Annotated in this window: 12 protein-coding genes; 4 read left to right on the top strand and 8 right to left on the bottom strand. The window is 69.8% G+C overall.

Going from position 1 to position 13,136, the window contains the following annotated elements; all coding sequences use genetic code 11:
* The first annotated feature begins 2 nt into the window (after positions 1-2).
* The 3 genes from ACFV9W_RS06930 (at position 3) to ACFV9W_RS06920 (ending at position 3,273) form a co-directional block, all read left to right on the top strand.
* Positions 3-2,057 carry a N,N-dimethylformamidase beta subunit family domain-containing protein gene (locus ACFV9W_RS06930; protein ID WP_385756343.1) on the top strand — a complete coding sequence of 685 codons (2,055 nt, stop codon included), beginning with the start codon at positions 3-5 and terminating at the stop codon, positions 2,055-2,057.
* A 115-nt stretch (positions 2,058-2,172) separates the two neighbouring features.
* Positions 2,173-2,598 carry a hypothetical protein gene (locus ACFV9W_RS06925; RefSeq protein WP_385756342.1) on the top strand — a complete coding sequence of 142 codons (426 nt, stop codon included), beginning with the start codon at positions 2,173-2,175 and terminating at the stop codon, positions 2,596-2,598.
* Positions 2,599-2,649: 51 nt separating this feature from the next.
* The gene (locus ACFV9W_RS06920; RefSeq protein WP_385756341.1) at positions 2,650-3,273 is read left to right on the top strand and encodes an acyltransferase; all 624 of its coding nucleotides are present in this window, start codon (positions 2,650-2,652) and stop codon (positions 3,271-3,273) included.
* Between the two features lies 1 nt (position 3,274).
* Here ACFV9W_RS06920 and ACFV9W_RS06915 read toward each other — a convergent pair whose 3' ends face one another.
* On the bottom strand, positions 3,275-4,240 hold the full coding sequence (locus ACFV9W_RS06915; protein ID WP_385756339.1) for a glycosyltransferase family 2 protein: 966 nt from the start codon (positions 4,238-4,240) through the stop codon (positions 3,275-3,277).
* Positions 4,241-4,391: 151 nt separating this feature from the next.
* Here ACFV9W_RS06915 and ACFV9W_RS06910 point away from each other — a divergent pair, with 151 nt between their 5' ends.
* Complete coding sequence (locus ACFV9W_RS06910; RefSeq protein ID WP_385756338.1) at positions 4,392-4,775, top strand: GtrA family protein; 384 nt, start codon at positions 4,392-4,394, stop codon at positions 4,773-4,775.
* Positions 4,776-4,782: 7 nt separating this feature from the next.
* On the opposite strand, the gene ACFV9W_RS06905 is transcribed toward ACFV9W_RS06910, so the two are convergent.
* From ACFV9W_RS06905 to ACFV9W_RS06875, 7 genes are all read right to left on the bottom strand, one after another.
* Positions 4,783-5,820 carry a Gfo/Idh/MocA family oxidoreductase gene (locus ACFV9W_RS06905; protein ID WP_385756336.1) on the bottom strand — a complete coding sequence of 346 codons (1,038 nt, stop codon included), beginning with the start codon at positions 5,818-5,820 and terminating at the stop codon, positions 4,783-4,785.
* Entirely contained in the window at positions 5,817-6,914 is a 1,098-nt protein-coding gene (locus ACFV9W_RS06900) for a DegT/DnrJ/EryC1/StrS family aminotransferase (RefSeq protein WP_385756334.1), read from the bottom strand. Before ACFV9W_RS06900 ends, ACFV9W_RS06905 begins: the two co-directional genes overlap by 4 nt.
* 160 nt (positions 6,915-7,074) lie before the next feature.
* A complete protein-coding gene (locus ACFV9W_RS06895; protein ID WP_385756332.1) occupies positions 7,075-8,310 on the bottom strand; it encodes a serine hydrolase domain-containing protein in 1,236 nt (411 codons plus the stop codon).
* Positions 8,311-8,441: 131 nt separating this feature from the next.
* The gene (locus ACFV9W_RS06890) at positions 8,442-8,969 is read right to left on the bottom strand and encodes an NUDIX hydrolase family protein (protein ID WP_385756560.1); all 528 of its coding nucleotides are present in this window, start codon (positions 8,967-8,969) and stop codon (positions 8,442-8,444) included.
* Positions 8,970-9,060: 91 nt separating this feature from the next.
* Positions 9,061-10,659 carry an amidohydrolase family protein gene (locus tag ACFV9W_RS06885; protein ID WP_385756330.1) on the bottom strand — a complete coding sequence of 533 codons (1,599 nt, stop codon included), beginning with the start codon at positions 10,657-10,659 and terminating at the stop codon, positions 9,061-9,063.
* Complete coding sequence (locus ACFV9W_RS06880) at positions 10,649-12,145, bottom strand: methyltransferase domain-containing protein (RefSeq protein ID WP_385756559.1); 1,497 nt, start codon at positions 12,143-12,145, stop codon at positions 10,649-10,651. Before ACFV9W_RS06880 ends, ACFV9W_RS06885 begins: the two co-directional genes overlap by 11 nt.
* Before the next feature lie 616 nt (positions 12,146-12,761).
* Positions 12,762-13,118, bottom strand: a complete 357-nt coding sequence (locus ACFV9W_RS06875) for a MerR family transcriptional regulator (protein WP_385756328.1) — start codon at positions 13,116-13,118, stop codon at positions 12,762-12,764.
* Positions 13,119-13,136: the final 18 nt, after the last annotated feature.

Below are 13,136 nucleotides of genomic sequence, written 5' to 3'. Positions count from 1 at the left end.
AGATGGCCTACGACCCGCAACAACGTTTCCTGAATCTGGTGCCGGGCGGCAACGGAATCATCTACGCGATTCAGGCCGACGGAAAACTCTATTGGTATCGGCACACCAACTGGAGCACCGGCGCCCCCGCCTCCTGGGCCAACTCCGGCTCCGGCCGGGTCATCGGGAACGGCGGCTGGCAGAAGTTCCGCTTCGTCCTGGCCGCCGCGGACGGTCAGATCTTCGCGTGCATGCCCAACGGCGACCTGCTCTGGTACCGGTACATCCTGTCCAACAGCACGACGGGCGCCGGGGGCTGGCACTCCGCGAGCGGCACCCGGATCGGCACGCAGTGGAACTTCCCCCGGGTGATCGGCGGTTGGAACAACGTCCTCTACGCGCAAGAGGGCAACGGGGACCTGCGCTGGTACAAATACACCGGCACCAACGGCTCCTTCAAATGGGCCGCCAATTCCGGTGCAAAGATCGGCGCGCAATGGCAGCCCTACACGCAGCTGTTCGCCGACCCCAACGGGGTGATCTACGGAACGCGGCACGGCAGCTCACTCAGCTGGTTCCGCTATCTGGGCACGGACGGAAGCTTCAAATGGGCGAACGGCGGCGAGGCCGTCGACACCATGCTCCTCGGCCCGTTCGAGCGGGGGCTCTTCTCCAACGGGTCCGGAACCATCTACAAGATCCAGACGAGCACGGCCAACCCGCCCGGCGCCGACACCCGGCTCCAGTGGTACCGCCTGCTCAACTCCGAGACCGTGAACACCAGCGGCGTCCAATGGGCCAACGGGTCGGGCTCCGCGGTCGGTTCGGGCTTCACCCGCGAGGAATGCGCGGCCCTGCAGGGATATCCCACCTCACTGTCCGCGCGGCAGGGCACGAGCCTCGGCATCCACGTGTCCACGACCTTCCCGTCGTACACGTCCTCCACGATCCGCCTCGCCCCCGCCACCGGCGCCCCCGTCGTGGTCACCCAACCCACCAGCCGCACCGGGCAGTTCAAGATGTTGCAGAGCGGCTACCACAGCGCGGGATGCGGCTGGAGCCAGTCCTTCTCCGTCGCCGTCGGCACGGGATCGAGCTGGCCCTCGGGCGTCTACGCCTCCCAGCTGAAGTCGACACACGGCAAAGAGCACAACGTGATGTTCGTCGTGCGGCCCACGACGCCGCAGCGACAGATCGCCGTACTGGTGCCCACCAACACGTACACCGCCTACAACTTCTGGGGCGGGCACAACCAGTACACGTCCGGGCAGGGCGGCGCGCAGCGCACCGTCTCCATGCAGCGCCCCAACATGGGGACGTCCTGGGACAACGTCTACCGGACGGCTCCCGGCATCATCGACCACCTGCTCCACAGCGACCTGCAACTGATGCGCTGGATGACCTCCAAGAGCATCGGCTACGACTGCTACGCCGACACCGACCTGCACGCGACGGGATCGAGCTGGCTGCGCACACCGGCCCAGGGCGGCAACTACAAGGCGCTGGTACTGACCTCGCACCCCGAGTACTTCTCGCAGACCGCGCGGGACAACGTCGTGGCCTTCCAGAACAACGGCGGACGTGTCATCTACCTCGGGGGCAACGGCATCTACGAACGGGTGAAGTACACGGCGGACGGCCACGGGGTCGTCTTCCGGCGCGCCGACGGCAGCCGGGACGTCTACGCCGACTCCGGACAGTCCGAGGCCCAGATCCTGGGTGTGTCGCACTACCAGCCCACGTACATGAGCTTCTCCCCGTACCAAGTGCGCGACACCGGCAACAATCCCTTCACCCCGGGCACCGGCATGAGCGTGGGAGACATCTTCGGCACCGCCTCCTACAACATCGCCGCCAGTGGCTGGGAGGTCGACCGCCGACCGGCCGCTGTGCCCGGTTCCGTGCTCGTCGCCGAAGGGCTCAACAAGACGGGTGGCGCCGAAATGCTGTACGTGCCGCCCGTGGCAGGCAAGGGCTGGGTGTTCTCGGCCGGCTCCCTGACCCTGACCGCCAGCGTCCCCACGGACACCGCGCTCCAAAAGCTCCTGCAGAACGTCTTCACGCAAGCGGTGGCCTAGGGCCTGTCTTCAAACTCCCGTCTGCGACGCCGCCCTTCGGGCGACGACGGGAGTTTGAAGACAGGCCCTAGTTCCCCGCGAAGCGCCCCCCTTCGACCGACAGAGAGAAGCGACCATGAAGGAGATCTCGCGGCGTACGGTGCTGGCCGGCGCGGTGGCCTCGACGGCGGCGCTGGGCCTGCCCGCGGCCACCGCCGCGGCGGGACCCGCGCGCGAAGAGCCGCCGACCGACAACGCCTGCGCAGAGCTCGGCGCCACCCAGGTCTGCGTCACGGTGCGCGAGGTCCAGGACGTGAGTGCCCTCCAGTACGTCATCACCAACGGCGGCACACAGGAGGAGACCTACACCGTCTGGTACACGGACCTGACCGGCGGGCCCGAATCGGGCAAGGTCAAGGAGACCGTGGCGGCCGGAGGCGCCGTCGTCGGGTACTTCTACGGCGCCATCCAGCACTGCTTCACGCTCCACGCCTGCGACGAGAGCGGCACCGAGTGCGTCGCCCTCGGACCCGTCTGCGGCCCCAACCCGTCGGACGGGTGACGGCGGGCGGACCCCCCGCACCCAGACGCCCGCCGGTTCGTTCGACAACACATGAAGCAGACCAGTGACATGACCCGGGACCAGGTCCGCACGGCAGCCGGGGCCCAGGTCGACACATCGGCCGCGCTGGGCCCCGGCACCGCCGTGTGGGAACTCGCCCAGATCCGCGAACAGGCCGTGCTCGGCGCCGACTGCGTGGTGGGACGGGGCGCCTACGTGGGACCCGGCGTCCGCATCGGCGACGGCGTCAAGATCCAGAACCTCGCGCTCGTCTACGAACCGGCGGAGCTCGGCGACGGGGTCTTCGTCGGCCCGGCCGTCGTCCTGACCAACGACCACAACCCGCGCTCCGTCGACCCTGAGGGGCGGCCCAAGGGACGCGCCGACTGGGAGCCCGTCGGGGTCACCGTCGCCGAGGGTGCCTCGCTCGGCGCGCGCTCGGTGTGCGTGGCGCCGGTCAGGGTGGGCCGCTGGGCGATGGTCGCCGCCGGGGCCACGGTGACTCGGGACGTGCCGGACTTCGCCCTGGTCGCCGGTGTCCCGGCCCGCCGCATCGGCTGGGTGGGACGCGCGGGGCACCGGCTCCGCGAGCTGCCGGGGTCGCCCGGTGTGTGGGAGTGCCCGCACACCGGGGCGCTGCACACCGAGAAGGACGGCGTGCTCACGGAGTCCTGACTCAGGTGCCGCCGACCGCGGCGGTGGCTGCCCGGCGGTCCGGGCTCTCCTGGATGTCGAGCATCAGCGCGCCGATGAGAAAGTGAATTCCCGTGAGAATCGGCAGGGTTGCCAGCAGCACACTTCCCGCGCTGGCACTCGCGGGCCCCAGCGTGTGGAACAGCACCCAGGTGCTCGCCGCGCCCCCGAAAGCGACCAGGCACATTCCCGCCAGCAGCAGGAGAGCGATCGGGGAAAAGGAGAACACGACGTACTTCAGGACCACGCGCCGTCCGATCCCGCGCGTCAGCTGGGTCAACAACGCGGGAATCACCTTGTGCATCCGCATCGTCGACACCTCGTTCCCGTAGACCGCGGGAATGGGGACGTCGCAGGCCGGAATCCGCAGGATGTTCAGATTGATCAGCAGGTCGTTCTCGAACGAGTAGTCCTTCGCCACGCGGTCGAGGTTCAGCCGTTCCAGCGCCGTCCGGTGGATCGCGGTGTACCCGTTCTGCGGGTCGAACAGGTGCCAGTAGCCGGAGGCCATTTTGGTCATGAAGGAGAGAACGATGTTGCCGAGAATCCGGTATTTCGGCATGCCGCGATAGGAATCGCGGGAGTAGAAACGGTTCGCCTTGGTGAACAGGGCGGTCCCGTCGCAGATCGGGGCGAGCAGGGCGGGCAGGTAGTCCGGGTCCATCTGCCCGTCACCGGCCATGACCACCGAGATGTCGCAGCCCAGACGCAGGGCTTCCTGGTGCCCGTCGCACACCGCGCCACCGACTCCGGTGTTGGTCTCGTGCCGGATGAGTACCGTCCGCGGGTCTCCGGCGTCGGTCGCCTCGGAGGCCGTCTGGTCGCTGCTGGCGTCGTCGACCACCACGATATGGTCGACGAAATCGGGCATGGTGCGGATCGTCCGGGCGATCAGCTTTTCCTCGTTGTACGCCGGTACGACGACGGCGATTTTCGTGTTCTGATACACGAAGAAAACCCTCTCACGTTTCTTTCCGGAAACCTGTCTGCGACAACGGCCTTGAGCACGGAGGAAGGTACCAGAAATCATTCGGAGAACATGGAACTCGGCCCGCCGCCTTTCCTCCGCGGGCGCGACAAGATTCCTCCTGGTGGGAGGGGTGTGCTACGCCATTGATGTCGGCACGCTCGTCCTGTTGCACGGTGTGCTCCACATGCCGTTGGCCGTGGCCACCACACTGGCGTTCGTCACCGTTTTGGCCGTCAATTTCGGGCTCAACAGATCGTTCGTCTTCCGGAGCGGCGCGATGGTCGGCCCGGCCTTCGCCAAATATCTTGTGCTCGTCGCTCTGAATTACGGCGCGACCCTGGCCACCGTCACCGGATTGGCCGCACTGGGACTGCCGTACGTGGCGGCCAAGACGACATCGACCGTCCTCAACGCGGTGGCGAACTACGCCGCGTTCCGCTGGTGGGTCTTCAGGGCGCCGGCCGGGCCCGTGGTCCAGGGGCAGGCCGGACCCACGCCGGTCCGAGAGCGCTGACGGGGGCTCAGGAACGCCGTGCCGCCGCCGCGGGGCTCCGCGGCGGCGGGTTCTGCAGCGGCAGGGAAGACTTCCGGCGCGCCGAGTCCAGAACCACCTCGGCGACCTCCACCGTCCGCAGCCCCTGGGCGAGCGTGACGATGTCCATGGCCTTGCCCTCGACGGCGTCGCGGAACCGCTCGTGCTCCACGAGCAGCGGCTCGCGCTTGGGGATCGCGTACCGGATCATGTCGCCCTCGGCGGCGCCCCGGAACGCGCTCAGTGCCTCCCACTCCGTGGCGAAGGCGCCGTTCGCGTGGAAGGTGAGGTCCGCGGTGAGGGTGTCCGCGATGAAGCAGCCGCGCTCGCCGGTGACCGCGGTGAAGCGCTCCTTGAGCGGGCTCAGCCAGTTCACGAGATGGCTGACCATGGTGCCGTCGGTGAGTTCGCCGACGACCGCGACCATGTCCTCGTGCGGGCGGCCGCTCTTGGACACGGTCCTGGCGGCCACCGAGGCGTAGTGACACCCCGTCACCCAGCTGGTGAGGTCGATGTCATGGGTCGCCAGATCCTTGACGACGCCCACGTCCGCGATGCGCGGCGGGAACGGGCCCTGACGCCGTGTCACCACCTGGAAGATGTCACCCAGTTCACCGGCCTCAAGGCGCGAACGCAGGCTCTGCAAGGCCGGGTTGAAGCGCTCGATGTGCCCGACGCCCGCGGTCAGCCGGACCCCGTCGAAGGCGTCGGTGAGGCGCCGGGCCGCTGCCGCGGAGTGCGCGAGCGGTTTCTCGATCAGCGCGCACACACCGTTCGCCGCCAGGCCGAGGCCGATCTCCTCGTGCAGCACCGTGGGGCAGGCGACCACGGCGTAGTCGAGGCCCAGCGCGAGGAGTTCGGGCAGGGTGGCGACGACCGGCGCCCCGCGGGCGGCCCCCGTGGGGTCTCCCGCCGGGTCCATGACGCCGACGAGTTCGACGCCGTCCAGCTGGGAGAGGACGCGGGCGTGGTTGCGCCCCATCGCGCCCAGGCCGACGAGGCCCGCACGCAGCGTCGGCCGGTTCATCGGGCACCTCCGCAGACGCTCACGGCCCGGGCGATGCGTTCGAGGTCGCCCTGTCCGAGGGTGGGATGGACCGGCAGCGACAGCACTGACGCGGCGGCCCGGTCGGTCTCGGGCAGCTCGGGCCCGGCCGCGTCGCGGAACGGCGCCAGCCGGTGGATCGGCGTCGGGTAGTACACCGCGCTGCCGATCCCCTCCGCCGCCAGCTCCTGCCGTACGGCGTCCCTGCGGCCGTCCGGGACGGCGACGGTGTACTGGTGGTAGACGTGCCGGGCGCCGTCGGCCACGTGCGGCGCGGTCAGCCCCTCGATACGGGAGTCGAGCACCTTGGCGTTGGCGCGCCGCTGTTCGGTCCACCGCGGCAGCTGCGTGAGCTGCACCCGGCCCACGGCCGCCGCGACATCGGTCATGCGCAGATTGGCGCCGACGATCTCGTTCTCGTACCGCTGCTCCATGCCCTGGTTCCTGAGCAGCCGCAGCGTGCGGGCCAGTTGCCGGTCGGCGGTGGTGATCATGCCGCCTTCGAGCGCGTGCATGTTCTTCGTCGGATAGAAGCTGAAGCAGCCGGTGCGGCCGAACGAGCCGACCGGCCGGCCGTGCAGTGCGGCGCCGTGCGCCTGGCAGGCGTCCTCGACGACGGCGAGGCCGTGCCGCTCGGCGAGCGGCATCAGCTCGTCCATCGGGGCCGGGTGCCCGTACAGGTGAACGGGGATCAGCGCCGCCGTGCGCGGGCCGATCGCCGCCGACACCGCGGCCGGATCGAGGCAGTAGGTGTCGGCCGTGATGTCCGCGAAGACCGGTGCGGCGCCCACCAGGCGTACCGCGTTGGCGGTGGCGGCGAACGAGAAGGAGGGCACCACCACCTCGTCGCCGGGACCGATGCCGAGCGCCATCAGGCTCAATTGCAGTGCGGAGGTGCCGGAATTGACGGCGACACAGGTGCGGTCCCCGACCAGCTCCGAGAATTCCTCCTCGAAGGCGGCCACTTCCGGACCCTGAATGACAAGGCCGCTGCGCAGTACGCGGACGGCGGCTTCGATCTCGGCTTCACCGATGACAGGCCGGGCGGCGGGAATTGGCAGATTGGACCCAGACACGAGCAGTCTCCATTCGAAGCGAGGGAGTCGGCCTGCGTTCAACCCGGATTCACCGCCCAGGGTTTCTCTTGTCGCCTTTTATCAACCCATAGGCGGTATGCGTAGGATGAGTGCATTGGCGGAGAAGCGGCCTCCCGGAGCCCTGCTCGGGGCCGGCCCTTCAGTCCGCGAGACGCGCCGCCGCCCGGCTGTTGTGGAGGTACCGCGCCCGGCCGGCCTCGTCCTCGCCGACCAGGACGAACACCTCGTGCCGTCCCGCGCGCTTCTCGACGGTGATCAGCCGGTCGAGGCCGAGGCCCGCCAGCCGCTGGGTGACGCTGTCCTCGCCGAGCAGCACCCGGGCCTCACCGGTGCGCGGCGTGGTCGTCAGCCACGGGGTGCCGTCGGCGTGGACCGCGACCTCGAAGTCGAGCAGCGTGGAGCGGTACGTGCCGGCGGCCCGGTGCGCGTCGACCGGGGCCGGTTCCTCGGGGACCTGCGGCGGGGCCGCGAGCGGTGCGCCGGTGAGCTCGTCGAGCAGGTGACCGCCGATCTCGTGGAACAGCGCGGCGGCGTCCCCGCCGTTGGTGAGCACGGCGACGGCGACACCCGCCTCCGGCAGCACCCGCAGGAACGCGTACTGCCCGATCGTGCCGCCGTCGTGGCCGATCATGGAACCCTCGGGCCGGTCGAACAGCATCCAGCCGAGCCCCCAGCGGTCACCCAGCGCCCCCAGGGGCGGCACGGTCACCTGCGTCTCGCGCATCACGTCGAAGGAGCGGTCGGCCAGATGCAGTCGGGCGAACCCGAGGAGGCTGCGCGCGGGCATCGCCAGGGCGGCGCCGGCCGGGGCGGTGGCGGGCGGCAGGCCGTAGACCGGGGCGGGCTGCGGGTCGGGGCCGAGGTGGCCGATGGCCGGCAGCTCCAGGATGGCCTCACCGATGTGGGTCGCCACGTGGCCGAGGCCGAGCGGGGTCACCAGGTGTTCGCGCAGCGCCGCGTTGAAGCCCTGCCCGCGCAGCACCTCGACGAGGCGGCCGAGGACGACGTAGCCGCTGTTGCAGTACGAGAACTGCTCGCCCGGCGGGTACAGCTGTTCGGCGTCGGCGAGGGTGGGGACATAGCGCTCGACCGCGTCCTCGTTCGCGCCCGTGTCGGTGAAGCGGTCGCCCTCGATGCCCGAGGTGTGGCAGAGGAGTTGGCGGACGGTGACGGTGGCGGCGGCGTGCTCGTCGGCCAGGGCGAACTCCGGCAGGTACCGGCGCACCGGGCGGTCCAGGTCGAGGCGGCCCTCGTTGGCGAGCTGCTGGATCAGGGTCGCCGTCCAGACCTTGGTGATCGACCCGATCTGGAAGACCGCGTCCGGCGTGACGGGCACCCCGGTGGCCCGGTTCACCACGCCGGCGGCCGCGTCCACCACCTACGGCCGCTCGTGGCATGGCTGCTCCCTCGTGGACGCGGGTCGTGGGCGCGAGTGGGTCAGCCAATGGTGCTATCGGTTCCGGCGTTTCGGAACCGGGCGGTGCCGGTGGAACCGCCCGGCCGGGCTCAGACGCCGAGTCCCGCGTGGGCGAGGGCCTGCTTGAGCAGGGCGCCGTGGCCGCCGGGCATCTCGCTCTGCACGGACGGCGAGAGGGCGTCCTCGGGGCTGAACCAGACCAGGTCGAGTGCGTCCTGCCGGGGCTGGCAGTCGCCGGCCACCGGCACGATGTAGGCCAGCGAGACCGCGTGCTGGCGCGGGTCGTGGTACGGCGTGACGCCCTGCGTCGGGAAGTACTCGGCGACGGTGAAGGGCTGCAAGGAGGCCGGCACCCGCGGCAGTGCCACCGGGCCCAGATCCTTCTCTAGGTGGCGCAGGAGCGCGTCACGGACGCGCTCGTGGTGCAGTACGCGGCCGGAGACCAGCGTGCGGTTGACGTTCCCGTCGGGGCCGATGCGGAGCAGCAGGCCGACGCTGGTCACCTCACCGCTGTCCGCGACGCGCACCGGCACGGCTTCGACGTAGAGGATCGGCATACGGGCACGGACCAGCTCCAGCTCGTCGGAGGCCAGCCACCCGGGCGTTGTCTCGGTCATGTCGGGCATGGCGTGATCATATTTCAGCGGGTCCCCTCTGTGGCCGAATTGGCCCCACCGGGGGAGTCAGCCGCTGCCCCTCCCGCCTGCGTCAGGTGACCGCGCCCCGCAGTGGTCGCCCCGGAAGGGCGTCGGCCCGCAACGCGCCGTCCGAGACGACGGGCACCCCCGCCACGTACAGATGCCGGACGCCGAGCGACGGGCGGGTCGGGTCGGCGTACGTGGCCGTGTCGGTCACCGTGGCCGGGTCCAGGGCCACGAGGTCGGCGTCGGCGCCGACCGCGAGATGGCCCTTGGCGCGGGCGGCCGGTGACACGTCGTCGAGGACGCGCGCCGGGAGGTAGGAGCAGCGGCGGAAGGCCTCCGGCCAGCACCAGGCCCCGGTCTCCCGCACCATCAGGCGCAGTGTCTTGGCGAAGGTCCCCGCCGTACGAGGGTGTGTCGTGCCGCCGGGCGGCAGCGGCCAGTCGGTGCTGTCGTGGCTGCCGTCGGGCCAGAAGACGGGCATCGCGTCGCTGGCGACGACGGCGTCGGGGAAGGCGAGGGCCCGGCGCAGCAGGGACAGGTCGCGCGGATCGTCCTCGTCGAGGAACTCCAGGAGGCAGGGCGCGCCCGGGTCCTGGGCCCGTAGCTGCTCCAGGCGGGCCGCGTCCGCGATCCGCTCCCCGGTCTCGACCATGACGACGCTGCTGGGGCCGAGTCCCTTCAGGCGCAGCCGGTCCGGGGCGATGAAGGCGGCGCCGACGGCCGTGCTGCCCGCCCCGTACGGGTAGGCCTCCACGGTGACCCGCGAGCCGGACCGCCGGGACTCGTCCAGGGTGTGGAGCACCCGGTCGATGTGCCGTCCGGAGGTGCTGTTGACGTGGCAGTGGTGCATCGCCGCGCCGGTCTCGGCCGCCGCGGCGGCGATCTCCGCGGAGCCGTCGACGGAGACCGAGGGATCCATTTCGACCAGTTCCCGGACATGGGTGAAGGTCGGCGCGCCGGCCTTCGCGGCGAGCCGGGCCACCGCGAGGAACTCGGCGGGCTCGGTGGTGGGCGCGTAGCCCATCAGGACGCCGATCCCGAGGGCGCCTTGGGCGAGTTCGTTCTCGAGCAGCGACAGCCAGGCCGCCAACTCGCGCGGCGACGAGGAGCGTTGCCAGCGCGGGTCGCCCAGCACGGCCAGGCTGGACGTGATCCGGGCGTCGGGGGAGAGGCCGGCGAGTACCTGCGCCCGCGCGCCGCCCCAGGAGGCGGAGAACCCGAAGTGGAGCGGACGGCCGTCCGCCGCGGCCTCGGCGTAGGCCCGCTCGACCGGCATGAGTCCGGCCTCCAGGTCGAGCGCCGTGGTCACACCGTCCATCGCCTGCAGCCGGTGCCCGGCGATGGAGTGGACATGGCTGTGCAGGTCGACGAAGCCGGGGCCGACGACGAGCCCGGTGGCGTCGATCAGCGTGGTGTCCGGCGGTGGCGCGAGGTCGGCCCCGACCGCGGCGATCCTGCCGTCGGCCACGAGGACGTCGGCCGTCCCGTCGAACCCGGCGGCGGGGTCGATGACGCGACCGCCCTGCAGCAGTGTCCGCATGCCCGTCTCCCTCTTGAACGCTCTCGAACGCCTGTCGGCCGGCCCCGCATGCGCCTTGGGACCGGCCGGTGGAACGTACCGCTCAGTCGTACCGTTCAGCTGTCCCGCTCGGTCAACTGGCACCGAGCCTGAAGTGGAAGATGCCCCAGGTGAGATCGGTCCGGCGGCCACCGTCGATCCAGTGGCCGAGCCCCGTCTTCATCTGGCTGAGGTAGTCGTGGCTGATCCTTCTGGCCAGACCCTCGGCCTCCAGGCGCTCGGTCTCCTCGAGGACCCGCGTGTAGTGGTTCACCAACTGCTCGCGGTGCTCCTCGAAACCGCCGTCGACGGCGGTGAATCCGAGCCGGTCCAGTTCCCGGGTGTAGAAGCCGGGGGAGCCCATGTCGTCCAGGTGGATCCGGTCGAGGATCGGCTGCAGCGCGTCCTTGGGGCCGCCGTCCGTCGCCGCCATCGGGTCGGTGAAGATGAGCCGGCCGCCGGGCCGCAGCACCCGGGCGATCTCCTTGAGGACCTGGACCCGGTTCCCGCTGTGCAGGAAGGCGTCCTGGGACCAGACGACATCGACCTGGCCGTCCGGGTACGGGATGTCCTCGAAGGACCCGTCCACGACCTCGATCCTGTCGGTGAGCCCGCGGGCCGAGTTCAGCTCCTTGTGGCGCTGGTTCTCCACCTCGCTGAGGTTGAGGGCCAGGACCCGGCAGCCGTACGTCTCGGCCAGGTAGCGCGCCGAACCGCCGAAACCGGAACCGAGGTCGAGCACCACGGAGTCCCGCGTCAGGCCGAGCTTCGACGCCATGTGCTCGACGGTCCGCCGGCTGGCGTCCGCGATGGGCTCGTCCGGGCGCTCGTACAGGCCGATGTGGATGTCCTCGCCGCCCCACACCGTGGCGTAGAAGGTGTCCGCGTCGGGGGAGTTGTAGTAGCTGCGGGCGGTGCCGACCGCGCCCTTGTACTGCTCCTCCGCCTCGTCCGTTCTGTACTCCTTCTCCGCCACATGGACGAAGAAGTCCGGCTGCTCGCGCCGGTACGTGTGCTGGAAGTCGCCGTACGTCTCGATGCGCTGGAAGCCGACGTCGGACATCAGCCGCCGCGTGTAGTCCTTCCGCAGCGGGAACATGTTGAGGTAGTACATGGAGCTGTCGGGGAAGCTGTACCGCATGCGGCACAGCCCCTCGTCGACGTACTCCGGCTCCACGATGACGTCCTCACCGCAGTAGTAGTAGCGGTGCTTGCTCGTGTACCCGTCGTCCAGGATCGCGTCGTAATTGCGCTGGTCCAGGATGAGAATTCCGTCGTGCTTGAGCATCGCGTAGAACTCGGCCAGCGCCTTGCGCCGGTCGCGTTCGGAGAAGAGATGCGTGAAGGAGTTGCCGAGACACACGATGGCGTCGTACTCCCCGTGGACGTCCCGGTTGAGCCACCGCCAGTCCGCCTGGACGACCCGCAGTATGTGCCCGCCCTGCTTCTGGCCGTTCTCGAAGGCCCTCGCCAGCATCTCGGCGCTGCCGTCCGCGCTGACCGTCTCGAACCCGGCGGACAGCAGTGCCACGGAGTGGAATCCCGTGCCCGTGGCTACATCGAGCACGCTCTTCACCCCCCATTTGCGCAGCAGGTCGATGAAGAAATTGCCTTCGCTCTCCGCCCTCTTCTCCCAATCGATGAGGGAGTCCCACTTCTCGACGAAGCTGGGGACGTATTCCTCGGTGTAGTGCCCGGTTTCGCGTACTTCGACAGGGTTGTCGCCGAACTCTTGGGCCGGTTGCACGATGATGGGGGACCTTTCAGTTTTGAGGTGTCTTGCCCTGGCGCGGCAGCCCAAGACGGCACAGAGCTCCGGTCTCGGGAGCCGCACGGTCTGTGTCGGATCGCTGTCCAAGACGGTGCGCTCCCATGCCTCCAAAGTTCGTATACAGGGGTCCAGTTGAGGCGGGCAGCGGTCCTGGCCAGTGCCTCTGTGTCTCAAGATTGTTCGAGGCGGAGAAGGTGCAGGTGACTCGCATAAGGGGCGTTGGCGGAGGAACCGCCGCACCGGCGATAGTCGGCCAGGGCCGGAATCCGCCCCGCGCGCTCGCGAAGGACCTTCTGCCGTACCTCGGCGCGGGCGGCACGGCACCCGTCGGCACAGCGATTTCGTCCGCCGGGTGAAGCGGACCGCGGCCGAATGAACCGCCGCGGGTGGCATCTGAAGGTGAATCCTCAGAGGCGACCTTCACCCCTCTGGTTCGTCAGCCCGCCGCCGTCGCGATGACCTCGTCCAGGACTTCGCGTGTGTAACGCAGGTCCTCGATCGAGCGGTCGATCCGGCTGCGCTCTGCCTCCAGTTGGGCGACCAGCCACGGAGTCGCAGTCTCCGCCGGACCCCCATCGTGGTCTCGCATGCAGGGAAGCACACTCGCGATCTTGTCGGCGCTCAGCCCAGCGGCCAGCAAATGCTGAACAAGGATCACGCGGTTGACGGCCGCCTCCGGGTACTCCCGGTGCCCGCCGGCCGTGCGCTCGGAGGCAAGGATGCACTTCTGCTCGTAGTAGCGCAGGGATCGCACGCTCACGCCGGTCCGGCGGGACAACTCACCGATCTTCACGGGTTTCCAGCCCTTCAC

The sequence above is a fragment of the Streptomyces sp. NPDC059897 genome, assembly GCF_042730865.1.
Taxonomy (GTDB): Bacteria; Actinomycetota; Actinomycetes; order Streptomycetales; family Streptomycetaceae; genus Streptomyces.
Note: the sequence above shows the minus strand (reverse complement) of the source record. Positions and strands in the feature narration are given on the sequence as shown.

Bases quoted from the DNA above. Each gene is read 5' to 3' on its own strand.
- ACFV9W_RS06925 (WP_385756342.1), top strand. From the start codon at position 2,173: ATGAAGGAGATCTCGCGGCGTACGGTGCTGGCCGGCGCGGTGGCCTCG.
- ACFV9W_RS06905 (WP_385756336.1), bottom strand. From the start codon at position 5,820: ATGAACCGGCCGACGCTGCGTGCGGGCCTCGTCGGCCTGGGCGCGATG.
- ACFV9W_RS06930 (WP_385756343.1), top strand. From the start codon at position 3: ATGGCCTACGACCCGCAACAACGTTTCCTGAATCTGGTGCCGGGCGGC.
- ACFV9W_RS06890 (WP_385756560.1), bottom strand. From the start codon at position 8,969: ATGACCGAGACAACGCCCGGGTGGCTGGCCTCCGACGAGCTGGAGCTG.
- ACFV9W_RS06920 (WP_385756341.1), top strand. From the start codon at position 2,650: ATGAAGCAGACCAGTGACATGACCCGGGACCAGGTCCGCACGGCAGCC.